The 18,890-nt window shown below is 70.0% G+C and carries 18 protein-coding genes; 6 read left to right on the forward strand and 12 right to left on the reverse strand.

What is annotated here, in order from left to right; all coding sequences use genetic code 11:
• Positions 1 to 18 precede the first annotated feature (18 nt).
• Positions 19 to 357, reverse strand: coding sequence for a hypothetical protein (locus tag ACGFIK_RS03695; protein WP_327022620.1), 339 nt, complete (start codon positions 355 to 357; stop codon positions 19 to 21).
• Positions 357 to 776, reverse strand: a complete 420-nt coding sequence (locus tag ACGFIK_RS03700) for a YbaB/EbfC family nucleoid-associated protein (RefSeq protein ID WP_327022621.1) — start codon at positions 774 to 776, stop codon at positions 357 to 359. The genes ACGFIK_RS03695 and ACGFIK_RS03700 overlap by 1 nt, the downstream gene beginning before the upstream one ends.
• Positions 777 to 849: 73 nt before the next feature.
• Here ACGFIK_RS03700 and ACGFIK_RS03705 point away from each other — a divergent pair, with 73 nt between their 5' ends.
• A complete protein-coding gene (locus ACGFIK_RS03705; protein WP_327022622.1) occupies positions 850 to 2,082 on the forward strand; it encodes an SUKH-3 domain-containing protein in 1,233 nt (410 codons plus the stop codon).
• A 61-nt stretch (positions 2,083 to 2,143) separates the two neighbouring features.
• Here ACGFIK_RS03705 and ACGFIK_RS03710 read toward each other — a convergent pair whose 3' ends face one another.
• On the reverse strand, positions 2,144 to 3,583 hold the full coding sequence (locus tag ACGFIK_RS03710; protein WP_393337508.1) for an aldehyde dehydrogenase family protein: 1,440 nt from the start codon (positions 3,581 to 3,583) through the stop codon (positions 2,144 to 2,146).
• Between the two features lie 141 nt (positions 3,584 to 3,724).
• Here ACGFIK_RS03710 and ACGFIK_RS03715 point away from each other — a divergent pair, with 141 nt between their 5' ends.
• On the forward strand, positions 3,725 to 5,161 hold the full coding sequence (locus ACGFIK_RS03715) for a gamma-aminobutyraldehyde dehydrogenase (RefSeq protein WP_327022624.1): 1,437 nt from the start codon (positions 3,725 to 3,727) through the stop codon (positions 5,159 to 5,161).
• Between the two features lie 128 nt (positions 5,162 to 5,289).
• Positions 5,290 to 6,561 (forward strand): 4-aminobutyrate--2-oxoglutarate transaminase, encoded by a 1,272-nt coding sequence (gabT, locus tag ACGFIK_RS03720; protein ID WP_327022625.1) that lies wholly within the window; start codon positions 5,290 to 5,292, stop codon positions 6,559 to 6,561.
• Between the two features lie 240 nt (positions 6,562 to 6,801).
• Here the strand turns inward: gabT and ACGFIK_RS03725 are convergent, their stop codons facing one another.
• The 6 genes from ACGFIK_RS03725 to ACGFIK_RS03750 form a co-directional block, all read right to left on the reverse strand.
• Positions 6,802 to 7,614, reverse strand: a complete 813-nt coding sequence (locus ACGFIK_RS03725; RefSeq protein WP_327022626.1) for a DUF559 domain-containing protein — start codon at positions 7,612 to 7,614, stop codon at positions 6,802 to 6,804.
• Positions 7,615 to 7,921: 307 nt separating this feature from the next.
• Positions 7,922 to 9,358: an NAD(P)/FAD-dependent oxidoreductase gene (locus ACGFIK_RS03730; RefSeq protein ID WP_393337513.1), complete on the reverse strand. Its 1,437-nt coding sequence runs from the start codon at positions 9,356 to 9,358 to the stop codon at positions 7,922 to 7,924.
• Positions 9,355 to 10,197, reverse strand: a complete 843-nt coding sequence (locus ACGFIK_RS03735; protein ID WP_393337516.1) for an ABC transporter permease — start codon at positions 10,195 to 10,197, stop codon at positions 9,355 to 9,357. The genes ACGFIK_RS03730 and ACGFIK_RS03735 overlap by 4 nt, the downstream gene beginning before the upstream one ends.
• Positions 10,198 to 10,252: 55 nt before the next feature.
• On the reverse strand, positions 10,253 to 11,167 hold the full coding sequence (locus ACGFIK_RS03740; RefSeq protein WP_327022629.1) for an ABC transporter permease: 915 nt from the start codon (positions 11,165 to 11,167) through the stop codon (positions 10,253 to 10,255).
• Positions 11,164 to 12,315, reverse strand: a complete 1,152-nt coding sequence (locus ACGFIK_RS03745) for an ABC transporter ATP-binding protein (protein WP_327022630.1) — start codon at positions 12,313 to 12,315, stop codon at positions 11,164 to 11,166. Before ACGFIK_RS03745 ends, ACGFIK_RS03740 begins: the two co-directional genes overlap by 4 nt.
• A gap of 2 nt (positions 12,316 to 12,317) precedes the next feature.
• Positions 12,318 to 13,502: a spermidine/putrescine ABC transporter substrate-binding protein gene (locus ACGFIK_RS03750; RefSeq protein WP_327022631.1), complete on the reverse strand. Its 1,185-nt coding sequence runs from the start codon at positions 13,500 to 13,502 to the stop codon at positions 12,318 to 12,320.
• A 201-nt stretch (positions 13,503 to 13,703) separates the two neighbouring features.
• On the opposite strand from ACGFIK_RS03750, the gene ACGFIK_RS03755 reads away from it, so the two are divergent.
• Positions 13,704 to 14,216 (forward strand): Lrp/AsnC family transcriptional regulator, encoded by a 513-nt coding sequence (locus ACGFIK_RS03755; RefSeq protein WP_327022632.1) that lies wholly within the window; start codon positions 13,704 to 13,706, stop codon positions 14,214 to 14,216.
• 69 nt (positions 14,217 to 14,285) lie between these two features.
• Here ACGFIK_RS03755 and ACGFIK_RS03760 read toward each other — a convergent pair whose 3' ends face one another.
• Together ACGFIK_RS03760 and ACGFIK_RS03765 are read right to left on the reverse strand one after the other, a co-directional pair.
• Complete coding sequence (locus ACGFIK_RS03760) at positions 14,286 to 14,483, reverse strand: DUF397 domain-containing protein (protein ID WP_327022633.1); 198 nt, start codon at positions 14,481 to 14,483, stop codon at positions 14,286 to 14,288.
• Positions 14,474 to 15,244 (reverse strand): helix-turn-helix transcriptional regulator, encoded by a 771-nt coding sequence (locus ACGFIK_RS03765; RefSeq protein WP_327022634.1) that lies wholly within the window; start codon positions 15,242 to 15,244, stop codon positions 14,474 to 14,476. The genes ACGFIK_RS03760 and ACGFIK_RS03765 overlap by 10 nt, the downstream gene beginning before the upstream one ends.
• Positions 15,245 to 15,605: 361 nt before the next feature.
• On the opposite strand from ACGFIK_RS03765, the gene ACGFIK_RS03770 reads away from it, so the two are divergent.
• Both ACGFIK_RS03770 and ACGFIK_RS03775 read left to right on the forward strand, forming a co-directional pair.
• On the forward strand, positions 15,606 to 16,952 hold the full coding sequence (locus tag ACGFIK_RS03770) for an aspartate aminotransferase family protein (RefSeq protein ID WP_327022635.1): 1,347 nt from the start codon (positions 15,606 to 15,608) through the stop codon (positions 16,950 to 16,952).
• A 26-nt stretch (positions 16,953 to 16,978) separates the two neighbouring features.
• A complete protein-coding gene (locus ACGFIK_RS03775; RefSeq protein WP_327022636.1) occupies positions 16,979 to 18,355 on the forward strand; it encodes an FAD-binding oxidoreductase in 1,377 nt (458 codons plus the stop codon).
• A 145-nt stretch (positions 18,356 to 18,500) separates the two neighbouring features.
• On the opposite strand, the gene ACGFIK_RS03780 is transcribed toward ACGFIK_RS03775, so the two are convergent.
• The gene (locus ACGFIK_RS03780) at positions 18,501 to 18,869 is read right to left on the reverse strand and encodes a DUF3499 domain-containing protein (RefSeq protein WP_327022637.1); all 369 of its coding nucleotides are present in this window, start codon (positions 18,867 to 18,869) and stop codon (positions 18,501 to 18,503) included.
• Positions 18,870 to 18,890: the final 21 nt, after the last annotated feature.

Below are 18,890 nucleotides of genomic sequence, written 5' to 3' on the forward strand. Positions count from 1 at the left end.
GAGGTCTCCCGGCCCGGTTCAGGACCGGGGGTGCGGGTCGGAGATCCGGTTGAACCGGGCGGCGTTGGCGGTGTCGGTCTGCTGGTTGGCCTCGACCGAGTGGACCACGTCGGCGCCCAGGTCGGTCAGTCGCCGCCCCACCCCCGCCCAGACCCGCAGCACCATGTCCTCGTAGCCGCGGTACTGCCGCTCGAAGGCGGTGCCGATGTCGTCACGGCCCCAGGGACGCCGGGCGCTGGCCGCCGATATCGCGGCCCCGGCTTCGGTGTGTCGACCGGTCACCGCCTCGCCCGCCCGGGTCAGGTCCGCCCCGCCGCGCCGGGCCCGTGACGGGTCGAGCCAGAGCTGCCCCGCCATCATTCGCTCCGCCGCAACACCGCGTCGGCCCGGCCGAGCAGGGTGTCGAAATCACCGGTACGCAGGAAGTCTGCCGTCCCGGACCGGGCCGGCAGGTAGCTGCTCACGAGATCCTGGGTGGCCGTGGTCGCCGCGGCGGCGGCCCGACGGACCGTAGCGGTGATCTTCGCACTCAGCGCCTTGGGATCCTGGTCGCGATAGACCGCAGGGCTCAACTCCACCGAGATCAGCTCCCCCTGGGCACCCACTGTCGCGGTCACCTGACCGTCGTCGGAGCGCTGAGTCACCCGCAACTGCGCGAGCCTGGTCTGGAGTTCGTCCAAACCGGACCGGAGCTGCTGGTACTGCCCGTACACCTCGTCGAAACGGGCCCGGAGGGCACGGTTGGCATCACGGTTCGCGCTGTCGGTCAACGCCATCCCTCTCGTCACCGTAGGTAAGCCGAACCATACCGGCTGCCACGGATTCGCGTTGTCCGGTAGGTTCACGGTTGTGATTGACCGCGAGCAGGCTGAGCAGATCGCGGCGGCCTGGGCCCGCCGCGACTCCCAGCGTCTGGGTCACGAGTGCCGGCCCATGGTCACCGAATTCGACCTCGGATACGTCATCACCTCGACGGTGTCCACCGAGGTCAGAGCGATGCCCGGCGACCTGCCGACCACTGTGGTCGACAAGGAGACCGGCGAGGTGACCACCTGGCCCCGGGTTCCGCCGGAGACGGTGGAGCAGCTCTTTCGCCGCAGTCGACCCACCGGGCCACCGGCGCCCCGTACGGTCGATCCGGCCAGCCAGGTGCTGCGGGAGATCCATCGGCTGCCCACGCCGACGACGGCGGCACATCTGACCATCGAGGGCCGGGTCTTCATCGCCCACGGTGTCAAGGGCGATGTGCAGCTCAACCACCATCGGCTGGTCCGGGCCTACCTCGACCAGCTACCCGCGGGGCACCTGGTCCGCGGCGGCGACCGGCACGCCGAACTCGTCGTCGTCTCCGACGTCCTGCACGAGTACGACCACCGCCGCGCCGCGGACGGCCTCGCCCCGTTGACCCTGGATGACGCACGAGACCTGCTGGCTTCCGCCCGTTTCGAGGTCTTCCGCATCCGTGAGCCGGGCGACCCGCACGGCGGGCCCGCCGAACGCCCCTGCGACTCGTGTATCGACATGCTCGTCCACTTCAACCTCCTCCCCTGGTCCGAGCGAGGCTGGACGTCACCGTGGTACCCGGAGCCCGCAGTGGACCCGGAGCCCGGCCGTTTCTCGCCAGATGTGACCAACGCTCTTGTCGCCGCCTGCTGGCGCCCTCACTTCGGCGACGAGGTCGTGGCGGCATCAGCCGTCCAAGATGTCAGAGCAGTGCGTAGCCGGACCCATGAACACGCCATGTTCCCAGCCGCGATGCGGACCCTGACCGCATTTCCGAGTCTCGTCGGAGCTCGACTCGGGCCAGGGGAGCAAGTCTGGATCTCTCGTTTCGACATCCGACCTCGGCAGGTCGCGCACACCGCCGACACCCTCGCCGATTTCGCGGCGGTGATCGGGGCCCGGTTGTTCCCGATCGGTACGGAGAACCAGCACAGCATCATCGCGGTCGATGAGCACGGTCGGATCTTCGCCCTCGATCAGGCCGGCGAATGGTTCCTCGGCGCGGACATCGACCAGGCGCTCGTCACCCTGCTACTCGGTCGCGCCCCCGCCCGGGTACGCGACGACGGCAGTTGGTGATCCCTCTCGGCGTTAACAAGGGGCCCTTCCTCTACCGCATACGTTAAGAAGGTGCCCTTCCTTACAGCGCCAGGCCGGTGAGGACGGTGACGCGGGGGTCGGTGTAGTCGTCCATGGCGCTGCGCAGGCCCTCCCGACCGACGCCGCTGCCCTTCACGCCCCCGTACGGCATCTGGTCGGCGCGGTACGAGGGGACGTCTCCGACGATCACCCCGCCGACCTCGAGGGTGCGGGCCGCCGCGAAGGCGACATCCAGGCGGCGGGTGAAGACCCCGGCCTGCAGGCCGTACGCCGAATCGTTGACGGCGGCGAACCCGGCAGCGTCGTTCTCGACCCGGGCCACCACGAGCACCGGACCGAACACCTCCTCGGCGCACACCTTCGCGTCGTCCGGCACTCCACTGAGGATGGTGGGCGGGTAGGTCGCCCCGTCCCGCTGGCCACCCGTTTCGATGGTGGCCCCGGCCGCTACGGCCTCCTCCACCCAGGCCTCGACTCGGCGGGCGGCCTCGACGGAGATCAGCGGGCCGACGTCGGTCAGCGGGTCGCCGGGGTCGCCGGTGCGCAACTCCCGTACGGCCGCCACCAGGCGGGGCAGGAAGCCGTCGTAGAGCCACTCGTGCACGTACACCCGCTGCACCGCGATGCAGGACTGACCGGCCTGGTAGTTGGAGAAGGTGGCGATCCGCTGGGCCGCGAAGGTCAGGTCCTCGTCGCCGGCGAAGTCTTCGCAGATCAACGCCGCCGCGTTGCCGCCCAGTTCCAATGTCACATGCTTGTCTGGTGCGGACCGGCGGATGGTGGCGCCGACCGGCCCGGAGCCGGTGAACGACACGACCGGCAGCCGAGGGTCGGTGACCAGGTCGGCGGCGCGTTCGTTGGGCAGCGGCAGCACGGAGACCATTCCGGCGGGTAGTTCGGTCTCGGCCAGGATCTCGCCGAGCAGCAGCGCCGTAAGCGGGGTGGCCGGGGCCGGCTTGACGACGATGGGTGCGCCGACCGCGATGGCCGGAGCCACCTTGTGGGCCACCAGGTTCAGCGGGAAGTTGAACGGGGTGATACCCAGCACCGGCCCCTTGGGCACCCGCCGGACCAGGGCGATGCGGCCGGTGGCGGCCGGGTCGGTGTCGAGTCGTTGCAGTTCCCCGGTGTAGCGCCGGGCCTCCTCGGCCGCCCAGCGGAAGGTGGAGACCGCCCGACCCACCTCGGCCCGGGCCCACTTGACCGGCTTGCCGTTCTCGGCGGTGATCAGGTCGGCGATCTCCCCGGCCCGTTCGGCCAGTCGGCGTGAGACGTGGTCCAGGGCCGCCGCCCGGGCGTACGCGGGCAGCGCGGCGGCCGTCGCCGCCACCTCGGCCGCCGCCGCCACGGCCGCCTCGACCTGGTCGGCGGTGGCGAGGGTGGTACGCCCCACCGGGCGCCCGTCGTACGGGTGGTGGAGGGTCACCTCCTCAGTGCCGTGGCTGGGTCGACCGGCGACGAAGAACGGTGTGAGCTCCACGTTCCGCAGCCTAATCCAGAGACAGGCCGACGGAAACGGTCGCCTTGACCCTTGTCTGCCGCGAATTCAGTAGCCAAGATGGCACGAAGGTTGCGATAACCGCCGCAGCGCGCCCCCGGACCCCTTCGGAGTGATCCTGTCATGAGTGACCAGCAGAAGCTGCGCAACTTCGTCAACGGCGAGTACGTCGAGCCGGTCGACGGTGGCTATGCCGACCTGATCGACCCCTGCACCGGGGAGGTCTTCGCCCAGGCCCCGGTCTCCGGGGCCGCCGATGTCGACGCGGCGATGCGGGCCGCCGCCACCGCCTTCGACAGTTGGCGGGACAGCACTCCGGCGGAGCGGCAGAAGGCCCTGCTCAAGCTCGCCGACGCGGTAGAGGCCCGGGCCGCCGACCTGGTCGACGCCGAGGTCCGCAACACCGGCAAGCCCCGACAGCTCACCGCGGATGAGGAGTTGCCGCCCGCGGTGGACGAGTTCCGGTTCTTCGCCGGTGCCGCCCGGCTGCTGGAGGGCCGCTCGGCCGGTGAGTACATGGCCGGGCACACCTCCTACGTGCGGCGCGAGCCGATCGGGGTCTGCGCCCAGGTCACCCCCTGGAACTACCCGTTGATGATGGCGGTCTGGAAGATCGCGCCCGCGTTGGCGGCCGGGAACACCGTGGTGCTGAAGCCCTCGGACACCACCCCGGTGTCGACCCTGCTGCTGGCCGAGATCGCCGCCGAGGTCCTGCCGCCGGGGGTGTTCAACGTGGTCTGTGGTGACCGGGACACCGGCCGGGCCCTGGTCGCGCACCCCACCCCGCAACTGGTGTCGATCACCGGGTCCACCCGGGCCGGCATGGAGGTCGCCGCCGCCGCCGCGCCCGACCTCAAGCGCACCCACCTGGAACTGGGCGGCAAGGCCCCGGTGGTGATCTTCGACGACGCGGACATCGCGGCAGCGGCCGAGGCGATCGCGATGGGTGGCTACTTCAACGCCGGCCAGGACTGCACCGCCGCCACCCGGGTGCTGACCGCCCCCGGGGTCCACGAGGACTTCGTCGCCGCCCTCACCGAGCAGGCCCGCAACACCAGGACCGGCCTGCCGGACGAGGAGGACGTGCTCTACGGCCCGCTGAACAACGCCAACCAACTGGCCCGGGTACGCGGCTTCGTGGACCGGCTGCCGGACCACGCGAACCTGCAGACCGGCGGTTCCCAGGTGGGCGAGCGCGGCTTCTTCTACGCCCCCACGGTCGTCTCCGGCCTGCAGCAGGCCGACGAGATCATTCAGCAGGAGGTCTTCGGCCCGGTCATCACGGTGCAGCGGTTCTCCGACGAGGACGAGGCGGTGCGCTGGGCCAACGGGGTCGACTACGGCCTGTCCGCCTCGGTCTGGACCCGTGACCACGGCCGGGCGATGCGGATGACCCGCCGACTCGACTTCGGCTGTGTCTGGGTGAACACCCACATCCCGTTCATCTCCGAGATGCCGCACGGCGGGTTCAAGCACTCCGGGCACGGCAAGGATCTCTCGATCTACAGCCTGGAGGACTACACCCGGATCAAGCACGTCATGCACAACATCGAGGGCTAGTGAGCGCGAGGAGTGAGCCGGGGTTGCGAGCCCCGCAGTCGCGAACGAAAGAAGGCCCCCGTGAGCGCGAGGAGTGAGCCGGGGTTGCGAGCCCCGCAGTCGCGAACGAAAGAAGGCACAGCCATCTCATGACCTCTTCAGCGGAGCTGCACAAGCGGCGGGGTTCGGCCGTCGCGCGAGGTGTCGGCAGCGTCATCGCCTCCTATGTCGACACCGCCTCCGGCGGCACCCTCACCGATGTCGAGGGCCGCCAGTGGATCGACTTCGCCGCCGGCATCGCGGTCACCAACGTGGGCAACAGCGCCCCCAAGGTGGTCGAGGCGGTGCGCGCCCAGGTCGAGCGCTTCACCCACACCTGCTTCATGGTCGCGCCGTACGAGTCGTACGTGGCGGTCTGCGAGCAGCTCAACGAGCTGACCCCGGGCGGCTTCGAGAAGCGTTCGGCGTTGTTCAACTCCGGTGCCGAGGCGGTGGAGAACGCCGTCAAGATCGCCCGCCACGCCACCGGTCGACCGGCGGTGGTGGTCTTCGACCACGCATACCACGGCCGGACCAACCTGACCATGGCGTTGACCGCGAAGAACATGCCGTACAAGCACCGGTTCGGGCCCTTCGCCGGGGAGATCTACCGGGTGCCGATGTCGTACCCCCTGCGCGACGGTGGTCTGGACGGCGCCACCGCCGCGGCCCGCGCGATCGAGTTGGTGGAGAAGCAGGTCGGCGCGGAGAACGTGGCCGCGCTGCTGATCGAGCCGATCCAGGGCGAGGGGGGTTTCGTCGTACCGGCGGCGGGTTTCCTACCGGCGTTGCGCGAGTGGGCGACGGCGGCCGGGGTGGTCTTCATCGCCGACGAGATCCAGACCGGCTTCTGCCGCACCGGCGACTGGTTCGCCTGCCAGCACGAAGGGGTCGAGCCGGATCTGATCACCCTGGCCAAGGGCATCGCCGGTGGGTTGCCGCTGGCCGCGGTGACCGGCCGGGCGGAGCTGATGGACGCGGTGCACGTCGGCGGGCTGGGCGGCACCTACGGGGGCAACCCGATCGCCTGCGCCGCCGCCCTGGCCTCGATCGACACCATGCACGAGCTGGACCTGGCGGGTGCGGCCCGGCGGATCGAGGCCGTACTGGGTGCCCGGCTGCGGGCGATCGCCGAACGGGATCCGACGATCGCCGAGGTACGCGGTCGCGGCGCGATGCTCGCCGTGGAGATCGTGCAGCCGGGCACCCTGACCCCCGACCCGGTCGCCACGGCAGCGGTCTCGGCGGCCTGCCACGCCGCCGGCCTGCTCATCCTGACCTGCGGCACCTACGGCAACGTGCTGCGTTTCCTGCCCCCGTTGGTCATCTCCGACGAGGACCTGTCCCGTGCCATGGACATCCTCGACGCCGCCTTCGGATGACCCGGACCATCCCTACAACATCGGGGAAAGTGCTGCCTCGCCACCTGACGAGGCAGCACTTTCCCCGAAACTGCCGCCAGGCCCTCGCTTCGGTGAAAAGGCCCCCAGCCCTCCGCGATCTTGCACTTTCGGTCGCTCATTCGTCCCGCTATGCACTCTTTGCACCGGCAGAAAGTGCAAGATCGCGGGTCGGGGAGGGCGGGCCAGTGGGGGCGGGCGTGCGCGGGTGGGGTGGGGTGGTTAGGAGAGGGCTGCTCGGATGGTGGCGATGATGTGGGCGGGGCGGCGGTACAGGTCGCGGTCGGTGAAGTAGCGCATCCGCCAGCCCTGCGCGTCTAGCCAGTTGACCCGCTCCCGATCGTACCTCAGGGCATCCCGGTCCAGGTGGGAGAGGCCGTCGTACTCGATGCCGACCCTGCGCTCCCGGTAGCCCAGGTCGAGGCGGTACCGCAGGGTGCCGTAGCGGTCCGGGACCCACAGTTGCGGCTCGGGTGGCGGCAGTCGCCCGTCCAACAGCACCAACCGTAGTTGGCTCTCCTGGCGGCATTCCGCCCGACCGTCGGCCAGCGGCACCAGCTCTCGCGCTTGGCGTACGCCGCGTAGCGCCCGATGTGCGCCCACCTCGGCGAGCAGATCGTCCGGGGTCACCGCCTCGGATCGCAGCGCCGAGTCCAGCACGGGAAGTGCATCGAACCGAGGCACCGTACGCGCCAGGTCGACCGCGCAACGTGCCGCAGGCACGCACGGCAGCCCGCGTACCAGCACCGGCTGCACCGGTAACACGCTGTGGTGCACCATCAGCCCGGGCAGCCGGGGTTTCGGCACGCTGGGCGGCACCTGGACATGCACGAGATCGTCGCGCAGTACCCCGAACCCGTGCCGCCGCGCCGCCGTCTGCCTGGCGAACATGGCGCCCGCCGGCAGACACATCAGGAGAGCCCGTAGTTCGTCCTCGTCATCGACAGGCTGTTCGGCGTAGACACCCCGGCGCACCCGACGCAACTCCTCCCGACTGAGCCGGGTGCGCAGCCGACGGGCGGTCAGGGTACGCATCAAGCTTTCCACTCGCCACAGTTGAGCAGTCACCCCCGCACCCTGCCCCGCCTCCACCCTTCACCCCCGCCCCACACCCCTCCCCTGTGGACAACCAACCGCCCTGTGGATAACCCCCACCCACCCCCTCTTTCGTGCTAGGCACCCCCACCCACCCCGTCGATCTTGCACTTTCGGTCGCCAGTTTGAGGCTTTCATCCCGTTATGCCCCGACCAAAAGTGCAAGATCGGCGGGGAGAGGGCGCGGTGGGGTGAGGCGCGAGGGCGCGAGGGGGCGAGGGGCGAAAGGGCGCGGCGGGGACGGGGGTCAGGAGTCGAAGCCCAGGCCGACGCGGTCCAGGGTGCGGAGCCAGAGGTTGCGGTGGCCCTGTCGGGCGTCGGCGCGGGCCAGGGACCAGCGGGTCAGTCCGATACCGATCGCGCGGGCCGGTTCGGGTGGGAAGGGCAGGGGCTTGTCGCGCACCAGGGCGAGTCGGGTCAGCGGGGTGTCCGCCCCGGCGACCAGGTCGAGCAGGACCCGGGCGCCGAAGCGGGTGGCCCCTACCCCCAGCCCGGTGTAGCCGGCCACGTACGCCAGTCGGCCGTCGTAGGCGGTGCCGAAGAAGGCGCAGAACCGGGTGCAGGTGTCGATCACCCCACCCCACCGGTGGCTGAACCGCACCTCGGCCAGTTGCGGGAAGGTGGTGAAGAAGTGGCTGGCCAGGGCGGTGAAGGTGGCCTCGCGCTGTTCCAGGGCGGGGGCCACCCGGTTGCCGTAGTGGTAGACCGCGTCGTACCCGCCGAACAGGATCCGACCCTCGCCGGTGATCCGGTAGTAGTGGAACTGGTTGCCGGTGTCCGCCAACCCCTGCCGGTTACGCCAGCCGATGGCATCCCGCTGGGCCGTGGTCAGCGGTTCGGTCATCAGCGCGTAGTCGTACACCGGCACCACCCAGGCGCGCAGTCGGCGCAGCAGGGGCGGGAAGGCGTTCGTGGCCAGCACCACCCGGTCGGCGCACACCGCCCCGGGGAGGCCGTCGGCGCCGGGGAGGCCGCCGGCGCCGGTGGTCCGGGCCAGCAGGGCCCCGCCGGCCCGGCGCAGCCCGGTCACCCGGGTGTGCTCGTGGATGCGTACCCCGAGGTCCAGGCAGGCTCGGCGCAGCCCCCAGGCCAGTCGCGCCGGGTCCAGCATCGCCACCCGGTCCCGGTCCCACAACCCGCCCAGGTACGTCGGGGAGTCCACCTCGGCCCGTACCTGGTCGGCGTCGAGCAGGCTGACCTGGTGGCCGTACCGCCGGGCCAGGGCGGCCTCCTCGGCCAACCCGTCGACCTGGTACGGCTCGACCGCCACGGACAACTCGCCGGTGCGTTCGAAGTCGCAGTCGATGCCGTACCCGGCCACGGTCGCGGCGATGGCGTCCAGGTTCTCCCGACCCAGCCGCTCCAACTCGTCGATCTCGTCCGGGAACCGTTGCACCCCGTTGGCCAGCCCGTGGGTCAGCGAGGCGGCGCAGAATCCACCATTGCGTCCGGAGGCCGCCCAGCCGCAGGTGCCCGCCTCCACCAGCAGCACGTCCCGCCCCGGGTCGGCCTGCTTGGCCAGCAGGGCGGACCACAACCCGCCGTACCCACCACCGATCACCAGCAGATCGGCGCTGGTCGGCCCGGCCAGCGGCGGCAGCGGATCGGGCCGCTCCGGCCGGTCCAGCCAGTACGGTGCGCGTACCGCCTCGGCTAGGGCCCGGTCGGGGGGCGGCCCGTTCATGGCCGGTCGCCCGCCCGGGGGGCCGGCACGGCCGCCATCAGCGCCGCCCGGCGGGCCCGCCGCCCTCGCGCCATGGTGGCCAGCACCAGCAGCAGGGCGATCGCGAACATGGCCGTACCGATCACGTTGACCTGCGGGGGGATGCCCCGCTGGGCGGCACCCCAGACGTACATCGGGAAGGTGACCGTGGTGCCGGAGTTGAAGTTCGTGATGATGAAGTCGTCGAAGCTCAGGGAGAAGGCCAGCAGGGCGGCGGCCACGATGCCGGGCAGCACCAGCGGCAGGGTGATCCGGCGGAAGGTCTGCCACTCGCTGGCGTACAGGTCCATCGCGGCCTCCTCCAGCCGCCGGTCCATCCCGGCCAGCCGCGCCTTGACCGTCACCACCACGAACGACAGGCAGAACATGACGTGCGCGATGACGATGGTCCAGAAGCCCAGCGGCACCCCACCGGCGACGAAGAGGGCCAGCAGGGAGGTGCCCATCACCAGTTCCGGGGTGGCCATCGGCAGGAAGATCAGCACGTTGAGCCCGGAGCGGCCCCGGAACCGGTGCCGGACCAGGGCGAAGGCCATCAGGGTGCCGAGGACGGTGGCCGCCACCGTGGCGAGGAAACCGATCTGGGCGCTGCGCAGCACGGCGTCGCACATGTCCGAGGTGGCACACGGGTTACGCCAGTTGTCGAGGGTGAACTCGTTGAAGTCGTACGACAGTCGGCTCGACGGGCGGTTGAACGACAGGGCGGCGACCACGGCGATCGGCAGGAACAGGTAGCCGAGCACCAGCAGGGCGACCCCCATCACCCAGTGCTGGGCGAACCAGCGAGAGACCCGACTCACCGAGCCCACCTTTCGTTCGCGACTGCGGGGCTCCGCTGCGCTGCACTCCTCGCGCTCACAGGACATCCTCCGTGCCCGCCCGACGGAGGTAGACGAAGACCACCGCCAGGACCGTCGACATCAGCAGGAACGACAGGGCCGCCCCCTGGGGGTAGTCCAGCCGGACCAGGAAAGCCGAGTCGATGACGTTGCCGATCATGTACTGGTTCGGGGTGCCCAGCAGTTCGGCGTTGATGTAGTCACCGGTCGCCGGGATGAAGAACAGCAGGGTGCCGGCGATCAGCCCGGGCATCGACAACGGCAGGGTGACCCGGCGGAAGGTTTTCAGCGGGCTGGCGTACAGGTCACTGGAGGCTTCCAGCAGCCGGGGGTCCAGCCGCTCCAGGCTCGCGTACAGCGGCAGCACCAGAAACGGCAGGAAGTTGTACGTCAGGCCGAGCACCACCGCGATCGGGGTGGCCAGCAGCCGCCCGTCCGGGCCTAGCAGGTGTACGTCGCGCAGCAGCCCGACCAGCCAACCGTTGTCCGACAGGATGGTCTTCCAGGCCAGGGTGCGCACCAGGAAGCTGGTGAACATGGGGGCCACCACGCAGACCAGCAGCAGGTTCTTCCAGCGCCCGGCCTTCTGCGCGATCGCGTACGCCAGGGGGTAGCCCATCAGCAGGGCCAGGACCAGGGCGATACCGGCGTACAGGAAGGACCGGCTGAACTGCGGCCAGTACTGCTGCAGGGCGGTCGGATAGTTGCCGAAGGCCCAGGTCAGCGCGTACCCGGTGGAGAGGGAACCCTCCGGGTCGTAGAGGCTGGCCGAGGCCAGTTGCACCAGCGGCACGGCGAAGAACAGCAGCAGCCAGGCCGCGCCGGGCAGCAACAGCAGGTACGGCAGGAACCGGTACCGCGCCGAGCGGGCGGCCGGCGGCGGCGTCACCGGCTGCCCGGAACCCGTGGGTACGTGAGCGAAGACGCTCACGAGGACGCACCCACCGGCTGGTCGAGTACGGGCGAGGTGCGGTCGTCCTCCCCGGCCCGACGGTCGAGCAGGAAGGCGTGCCGGGGATCCCAGTAGGCCACCGCCCGTTCCCCGACGGCGAAGCGCTCTTGGGTCCCACTGTTGGCGACGAAGACGCTCAGCTCGGTGCCCCAACTGGTACGCAGCAGATACTGGGTGCTCACCCCGACGTACGAGGCGTCCGAGATGGTCCCGTCCAGGTGCTGGCTGCCGGCGGGCACCTGCACGGCCGCCGCGGCCAGGTGCAGCTTCTCCGGGCGTACGCCTAGATAGACCGGGCCCTGGTCGGTGCGGGCCCGGGCCGACGGCACGGAGAACCGTGCCCCCCGCGCGGTGACCAGGGTGTCCTCGCCGTTGCTGCCGGAGACCTCACCGGCGATCAGGTTGGACTGGCCCAGAAAGTTGGCCACGAAGGCGGTGGCCGGGAACTCGTAGATGTCGGCCGGTGCGCCGAGTTGCTCGATCCGTCCGGCGTTCATCACCGCGACCGTGTCGGCCATCGTCATGGCCTCCTCCTGGTCGTGGGTGACATGCACGAAGGTGATGCCGACCTCGGTCTGGATCCGCTTGAGTTCGATCTGCATCTGGCGACGCAGTTTGAGGTCCAGCGCGCCCAGCGGCTCGTCGAGCAGCAGCACCTGGGGGTGGTTGATCAACGCTCGGGCCAGTGCGACCCGTTGCTGCTGGCCGCCGGAGAGCTGGGCCGGGCGACGTCGCTCGTACCCGTCGAGTTGCACCAGGGACAGCATCTGCCGCACCTGCTCGTCCACCGAACGGATGCCACGTCTGCGCAGCCCGAAGGCCACGTTCTCGAAGATGTCCAGGTGCGGGAAGAGGGCGTAGCTCTGGAACACCGTGTTGACCGGCCGCTTGTACGGGCGCAGCCCGGCGATGTCCCGATCACCGAGCAGCACCTGCCCGCTGGTCGGCTCCTCCAGCCCGGCGACCATCCGCAGGGTGGTCGTCTTGCCGCAGCCGGAGGCACCGAGCAGGGCGAAGAAGGAGCCCTGGGCGATGGTCAGGCTGAGATCGTCGACGGCGGTGAAGGCACCGAAGGTCTTGGTGAGGTTGGCCAGGCGCAGGTCGCCGGCCGGTGTCTCCCGGGCCATCGTCACGCTCCGATAACCTGCTGGAACTTGGTCTCGTACTCGCGCTCCTGCTTCTCATCCAAGGCCATGAAGACCCGGGAGTTGGCCAGAATGTCCTGGTCGGGGAAGATCAGCGGGTTCGCGGCCAGCTTCGGGTCGATCTTCTCCATCTCCGCCTGCGCCCCCTGCACCGGGCAGATGTAGTTGACGTAGGCGGCCAGTTGGGCGGCGACCGCGGGCTCGTAGTAGTGGTTCATCAACGCTTCGGCGTTGGCCTTGTGGGTCGCCTTGTTCGGTACGAGCATGTTGTCCGACCAGAGCATCACCCCGGATTCCGGTACGACGAACTTGATCTTCTCGTCGTCGAAGCCGAGTTGAATGATGTCGCCGGACCAGCCGATGCAGGCCGCGATGTCCCCCTTGGCCAGGTCGGGGGCGTAGTCGTTACCGGTGAAACGGCGGATCTGTCCGGAGTCGACGGCCTTCTTGAGCTTGTTGAGGGCGTCGTCGAACTGGGCGCTGGTGAAGTCGGAGGGGTTGTGACCGTTGGACATCAACATCAGCCCCATGGTGTCGCGCATCTCGGTCAACGCGGTCACCTTGCCCTTGAGGTCCGGGCGGGTCAGCAGTTCGTCCAGGGTACGAAGCTCGCCGGTGACCCGTCCGTTGTAGGCCAACCCGGCCAGGCCGGACTGCCACGGCACGGCCAGCTGATTGTCCGCGTCGAAGGGACGGTTGCGCAGCGAGGGCAGCAGGTTCGCCTCGACGTTGGGCAGGTTCGCCTTGTCCAGCTTCTGGATCCAGCCCAGCCGGATCATCCGGGCCGCCATCCAGTCGGTGAGCACCATGATGTCCCGCCCGGTGCCCTGGCAGGCCGCGAGCTGGTTCTGCACCTTGCCGAAGAACTCGTTGTTGTCGTTGACATCCTCGGTGTAGCTCACCTGGATGCCGCTCTTGCTGACGAACCCGTCCAGCGAGGGCCGCTTGGCGGTGTCATCGTCGTCGACGTCCATGTACTGCGGCCAGTTGGAGAAGGCCAGCTTCTTCTCCGTGCCGGACAGGTCCTCGCTGACGCAGCCGGCCTCGGTCTGTTGGGCACCCGGGGTGCCACAACCGGCGAGGGTGCCACCGGCGGCGAGCAGGGCAGCCGAACCGAGGGTGCCAGTGAGCAGACCACGCCGGGTGAGGGGCCGGAAGGTACTACGCATGTGACGACTCCTATTGCTCGTTCGGCGGTAGGACGGGGGTGACACGCCGGCGGGAGGGTCAATGGCGATGGACGACTGATCCTGACATGAGGAACCCTCCCGTACAAGGGATTCCGTTGTCGCTATAGCTTCGGACGACGGATTACGCCAGAACCGCCGATAACGTTAGGCTCAGTCGGTGATGGACATGGGGAGCGGTCGATGACGAACCGGCAGCACGACAACGGCAGCGGCGGGCGCCGGGTCAGTGTGCGCGAGGGCGCGAGTCACGCCCTGCTCGACGACGTGGCCAAGCAGATCATCGAGCAGCTACAGGAAGACGGCCGTCGGCCGTACGCCACCATCGGCAAGGCCGTGGGGCTCTCCGAGGCAGCCGTACGCCAGCGGGTGCAGCGCCTGCTGGACGCCGGGGTGATGCAGATCGTCGCGGTGACCGACCCCCTCCAACTCGGCTTCCCCCGACAGGCCATGATCGGCCTACGTACCGACGGAGACCTGGAATCCGTAGCCGACCGGATCGCCGATATCGACGAGGTCGACTACGTGGTGATCACCGCCGGCTCCTTCGACCTGCTGGCCGAGGTGGTCTGCCGCAACGACGAGCACCTGCTGGAGATCCTGCAACGCCTACGCGCCGTCCCCGGCGTGGTCTCCACCGAAGCCTTCGTCTACCTCAAACTCCGCAAACAGACCTACACCTGGGGCACCGCCTGACCCACCCTGCTTGATCGACACGGCGAACCGCGACAGTCAGCGGCCAGCCCGGCGCGGCGAGCTCGACAGTCAGCGGCCAGCTTGGCGCGGGGTGGCCGCGACGAAGGTGCGCCAGGCGTCGGGAGTGAAGGTCAGCAGGCCACCGGCCCGATCCTTGCTGTCGCGTACCAGGATCCGGCCGGGCAGGTTGTCGGCCACCTCGACACAGTCGCCGCCGTTGTTGCTGCTGCGGGTGGCGGTGCGCCAGCGGGCGCCGGTCATCTCCATGTCGTCGCCACTTCCCTGATCAGCTCGATGGACTGGCGACGGGGCAGCGCCTCACCGGTGACGCTCTCCCATCTAGCGCCCAGGCTAGCAAGGTCGGCACGCTCGGTCACCACCTGACCGCGCAGCTGATTGTCCAGATAGGCCGCCTCGTTGCCGTCCGGGGTGCGGGCCAACACGAACGGCCCGGCCAGGCCGGTGTGCCACGGATTCTCCGCCGGAATCACCCGCACCTGCACATGCTCCCGCTCACCCAACTCGGCCAGGTGGGCAAGCTGCCCGACCATCACCCCCCGATCGCCGCCCACCTGCCGGCGCAACACCACCTCATCGATCACCGCGACCAGTTGGAGCGGACTCTCCCGCTCCAGCACCCGCTGCCGCGCCAACCGCCCGGCGACGATCTCCTCCACCTCCGTCGGCGGCAACAGGCTCCCGGTGGCCAGCACCCCTCGGGCGTACGCCTCGGTCTGCAGCAGCCCCGGCACCAACAGCGGCTGGTACGACCGCAGTGAGCTGGCCCGCTGCTCCAGTTCCGCCCACTCCCGGAACCAGGGCAGATCGCGGCGGCGAAACGGCTCCGGCCAGAGTTCCTCGGCCTGGCGCCCGAGCACGGTGGCGACGGCGACCCTGGTCCGTGGATGCGGAATCCGCCCGTCCGCGACCCACCGAACCGCCGTCTTCGGGTCGACGCCGACCTTCCCGGCCAACGACTCCGCCGTCTCGCCCTTGTTGGCCATCGCCAACCTCAGCGTCTCGTTCATCTCCCGACCTCCCACCCGACCGTCACGTTGCGCTGCACGCTAACCACCCTGAGTGGCGCTGTCCGCCCGCTCCCGGCGTGTTGCGCAGGACTGTTTCGGCGCATCTCACCCACCACCGAACCGTCCCCCAAACGCCCCAGAAGAGTCCCGCCGACCATCTCCCGCCAACCCGCCCCCGCCACCTCGCCCGCCGCCCGGCGGAGATGCGGATTCCGTTGCCCATCTCACTCTGACTCGCTGAATTCGTTGCTATGGGCCGCCTGGTCAACCGATTGCACTTGCCTTTCGGCGCGAAACTATGGGATAACCGTGGGCAGAGCGGCCGGTGACCCCTGACCGGCCCGAGACCGATGGGGCTGACATGGCCAACGCCACCGACCACCTCTGGATGCATTTCACCCGGATGGCGAGCTACTCCGCCGGCGAGGTGCCGACCATCGTTCGCGGCGAGGGAGCGTACGTCTGGGATGCGCAGGGCCGCCGCTACCTGGACGGGCTCGCGGGCCTCTTCGTCGTCAACGCCGGCCACGGGCGCACCGAGTTGGCGGAGGCCGCCGCGAAGCAGGCCGGGGAGCTGGCCTACTTCCCGCTCTGGTCGTACGCGCATCCGACCGCGGTGGAGCTGGCGGAGCGGATCTCCACCCTGACCCCGGGCGACCTGAACCGGGTCTTCTTCACCACCGGCGGCTCGGAGGCGGTCGAGGCGGCCTGGAAGCTGGCTCGGGCGTACTTCAAGCGGGTCGGCAAGCCGACCAAGCACAAGGTGGTCAGCCGGTACATCGCCTATCACGGCACCTCCATGGGCGCCCTGTCGATCACCGGCCTGCCCGGCATCAAGACCGACTTCGAGCCCCTGGTGCCCGGCGGCATCAAGGTGCCGAACACGAACTTCTACCGGGCGCCGGAGCACGGCGACGATCCGGTGGCGTTCGGCCGGTGGGCCGCCGAGGAGATCGGTCGGGCCATCGAACGGGAGGGGCCGGACACGGTGGCGGCGGTCTTCCTGGAGCCGGTGCAGAACTCCGGGGGGTGCTTCCCCCCGCCGCCGGGCTACTTCGAGCGGGTCCGGGAGATCTGCGACGCCTACGACGTGTTGCTGGTCAGCGACGAGGTGATCTGCTCGTGGGGGCGGCTCGGCGAGTACTTCGGTGCGGTCCGCTACGGCTACCAGCCGGACATCATCACCACCGCCAAGGGCATCACCTCCGGGTACGCCCCCCTCGGTGCGATGATCGCCAGCGACCGGCTGATGGAGCCCTTCCTGACCGAGACCGGCATGTTCGCCCACGGGGTGACCTTCGGCGGTCACCCGGTCTCCTGCGCGGTCGCCCTGGCCAACCTGGAGGTCTTCGCCCGGGAGGATCTCATCGGGCACGTACGGGCCAACGAGGGCGCCTTCCGCGCCACCCTGGAGAAGCTGCACGACCTGCCGATCGTCGGCGACGTGCGGGGCGACGGCTACTTCTACGGCATCGAGCTGGTCAAGGACAAGGCGACCCGGGAGACCTTCAACGAGGCCGAGTCGGAGCGGCTGCTGCGGGGCTTCCTCTCCACCGCCTTGTTCGACGCCGGGCTCTACTGCCGTGCCGACGACCGGGGTGACCCGGTGGTGCAGCTGGCTCCGCCGCTGATCGCCGGACAGCAGCAGTTCGACGAGATCGAGCAGATCCTGCGCACCGTGCTCACCGAGGCCTGGTCCCGCCTCTGACGACGCCGGCAGCATCAGGAGGCGCCGTGTCCTACCACGACCTGTCGTACTGGCTGTCCACAGTCGACGAGCCGCTGACTCCGCGTGCGGCGTTGGGCGGTGACACCGATGCCGATGTGGTGATCGTCGGGGCGGGCTACACCGGGTTGTGGACGGCGTACTACCTGGCGCAGGCCGACCCGAGTCTGCGCATCGTGGTGCTGGAGCGTCAGGTGGCCGGTTTCGGCGCCTCCGGGCGCAACGGGGGCTGGTGCTCGGCCCTGCTGCCCACCTCACTGACCGGGCTGGCCCGGCGGCACGGTCGGGACCCCGCGATCGCCATGCAACGGGCCATGTACGACACCGTGCGCGAGGTCGGTCGGGTGGTCGCGGCCGAGGGCATCGACTGCCACTGGTCGTACGCGGGCACGGTCACGCTGGCCCGCAGCGCACCGCAACTTCAGCGGGCCCACGCGAGCGTCCTGGAGGCCCGGGAGTTCGGGTTCGGCGCCGAGGATCTAGCCCTGCTCGGTCCGGACGAGGCCGAGGCCCGATGCGCCGCCGAGGGGGTACGGGGTGGCACGTACACCCCGCACTGCGCGACCGTGCATCCGGCCCGGCTGGTCCGAGGGCTGGCCAGGGCGGTGGAGCGACGCGGGGTGACGATCCACGAACGGACCCCGGTCACCCGGATCCGTCGGGGTGCGGCGGTGACCCCGCACGGGACCGTACGGGCACCGGTGGTGGTGCGGGCCACCGAGGGGTACACCCCGGGGTTGCCCGGTCAGCGGCGGGCCATCGCTCCGGTCTACTCACTGATGCTCGCCACCGAACCCCTGTCACCGGCCACCTGGGCCCGGATCGGCCTGGCCGAGCGGGAGACCTTCACCGATTTTCGGCATGTCATCGTCTACGGCCAACGCACCGCCGACGGTCGACTCGCCTTCGGCGGGCGGGGTGCCCCGTACCATTTCGGCTCCCGGGTCCGGACCGCGTACGACCGGGAGCCACGGGTCTTCGCGGCGCTGCGTCGTACCCTCGGCGACCTGTTCCCGGTGCTGGGCCCCGAGGTGCCGGTGTCACACACCTGGGGTGGGCCGCTGGGGGTGGCCCGGGACTGGGCCGCCTCGGTCGGTTACCAGCCGGCCGACGGGCTGGCCTGGGCCGGTGGGTACGTGGGCGACGGGGTCGGCACCAGCAACCTGGCCGGACGCACCCTGGCCGATCTGATCCGCGGAGAGCGAACCGACCTGACCGCCCTACCCTGGGTCAACCACCGTTCCCCCCACTGGGAGCCCGAGCCCCTACGCTGGCTGGCCGTCAACGCCGCCCTGCGGATCATGTTCTCCGCCGACGAAGCCGAGTTCCGCACCGGCCACCCCTCCCGCCGAGCCCAATCCTTCTCCCGCCTCCTGGGCAACTAACCCCCTCCCCTGGCCACTCCCCCTCCCCACCCGCTCCTGCCGCGTTGATCATGAGGTTAGCGGCGGTTTGGAGATCGACGACCGCCGCTAACCTCATGATCAACGCGCCTGGCAGGGGGTGGGGGTGCGGGCGCGGGTGGGGTGGTTAGTGGGTGGGGGGGATTACGCGGAGGTGGCCGCGGCGGGAGGTGGAGGGTGGGGTCGGGTGGGTGTTCTGGTCCTCGGCCGGGGGGCGGGGGGCGGGGCGGGCGGCTTCGCGTACCGCCTCGGCCAGGGCGACCAGGTCGTCTGTGGTGGGCGGCGGGGGCTCGAACTCGCCCTCGTGCCGGACCACCTCCCAGCCCCGGGGGGCGGTGAGGCTGCGGGCGTGCGGCTCGCAGAGGTCGTAGGTGTGCGGCTCGGCGAACGCGGCCAGGGGGCCGACCACGGCTGTCGACTCGTTATAGACATAGGTCAGCGTGGCGACTGCTTGCCGGGGGCAGCCGTTGCGGGAGCAGCGCCGTGGTGACCTCACCGGCGCAGGGTATCTCCATTA

The sequence above is a fragment of the Micromonospora sp. NPDC048871 genome (assembly GCF_043198155.1).
GTDB lineage: Bacteria > Actinomycetota > Actinomycetes > Mycobacteriales > Micromonosporaceae > Micromonospora.

Bases quoted from the DNA above. Each gene is read 5' to 3' on its own strand.
- ACGFIK_RS03725 (WP_327022626.1), bottom strand. From the start codon at position 7,614: ATGCGTACCCTGACCGCCCGTCGGCTGCGCACCCGGCTCAGTCGGGAG.
- ACGFIK_RS03730 (WP_393337513.1), bottom strand. From the start codon at position 9,358: ATGAACGGGCCGCCCCCCGACCGGGCCCTAGCCGAGGCGGTACGCGCA.
- ACGFIK_RS03770 (WP_327022635.1), top strand. From the start codon at position 15,606: ATGGCCAACGCCACCGACCACCTCTGGATGCATTTCACCCGGATGGCG.
- ACGFIK_RS03695 (WP_327022620.1), bottom strand. From the start codon at position 357: ATGGCGGGGCAGCTCTGGCTCGACCCGTCACGGGCCCGGCGCGGCGGG.
- ACGFIK_RS03765 (WP_327022634.1), bottom strand. From the start codon at position 15,244: ATGAACGAGACGCTGAGGTTGGCGATGGCCAACAAGGGCGAGACGGCG.
- ACGFIK_RS03745 (WP_327022630.1), bottom strand. From the start codon at position 12,315: ATGGCCCGGGAGACACCGGCCGGCGACCTGCGCCTGGCCAACCTCACC.
- ACGFIK_RS03760 (WP_327022633.1), bottom strand. From the start codon at position 14,483: ATGGAGATGACCGGCGCCCGCTGGCGCACCGCCACCCGCAGCAGCAAC.
- gabT (WP_327022625.1), top strand. From the start codon at position 5,290: ATGACCTCTTCAGCGGAGCTGCACAAGCGGCGGGGTTCGGCCGTCGCG.
- ACGFIK_RS03715 (WP_327022624.1), top strand. From the start codon at position 3,725: ATGAGTGACCAGCAGAAGCTGCGCAACTTCGTCAACGGCGAGTACGTC.
- ACGFIK_RS03750 (WP_327022631.1), bottom strand. From the start codon at position 13,502: ATGCGTAGTACCTTCCGGCCCCTCACCCGGCGTGGTCTGCTCACTGGC.
- ACGFIK_RS03700 (WP_327022621.1), bottom strand. From the start codon at position 776: ATGGCGTTGACCGACAGCGCGAACCGTGATGCCAACCGTGCCCTCCGG.
- ACGFIK_RS03755 (WP_327022632.1), top strand. From the start codon at position 13,704: ATGACGAACCGGCAGCACGACAACGGCAGCGGCGGGCGCCGGGTCAGT.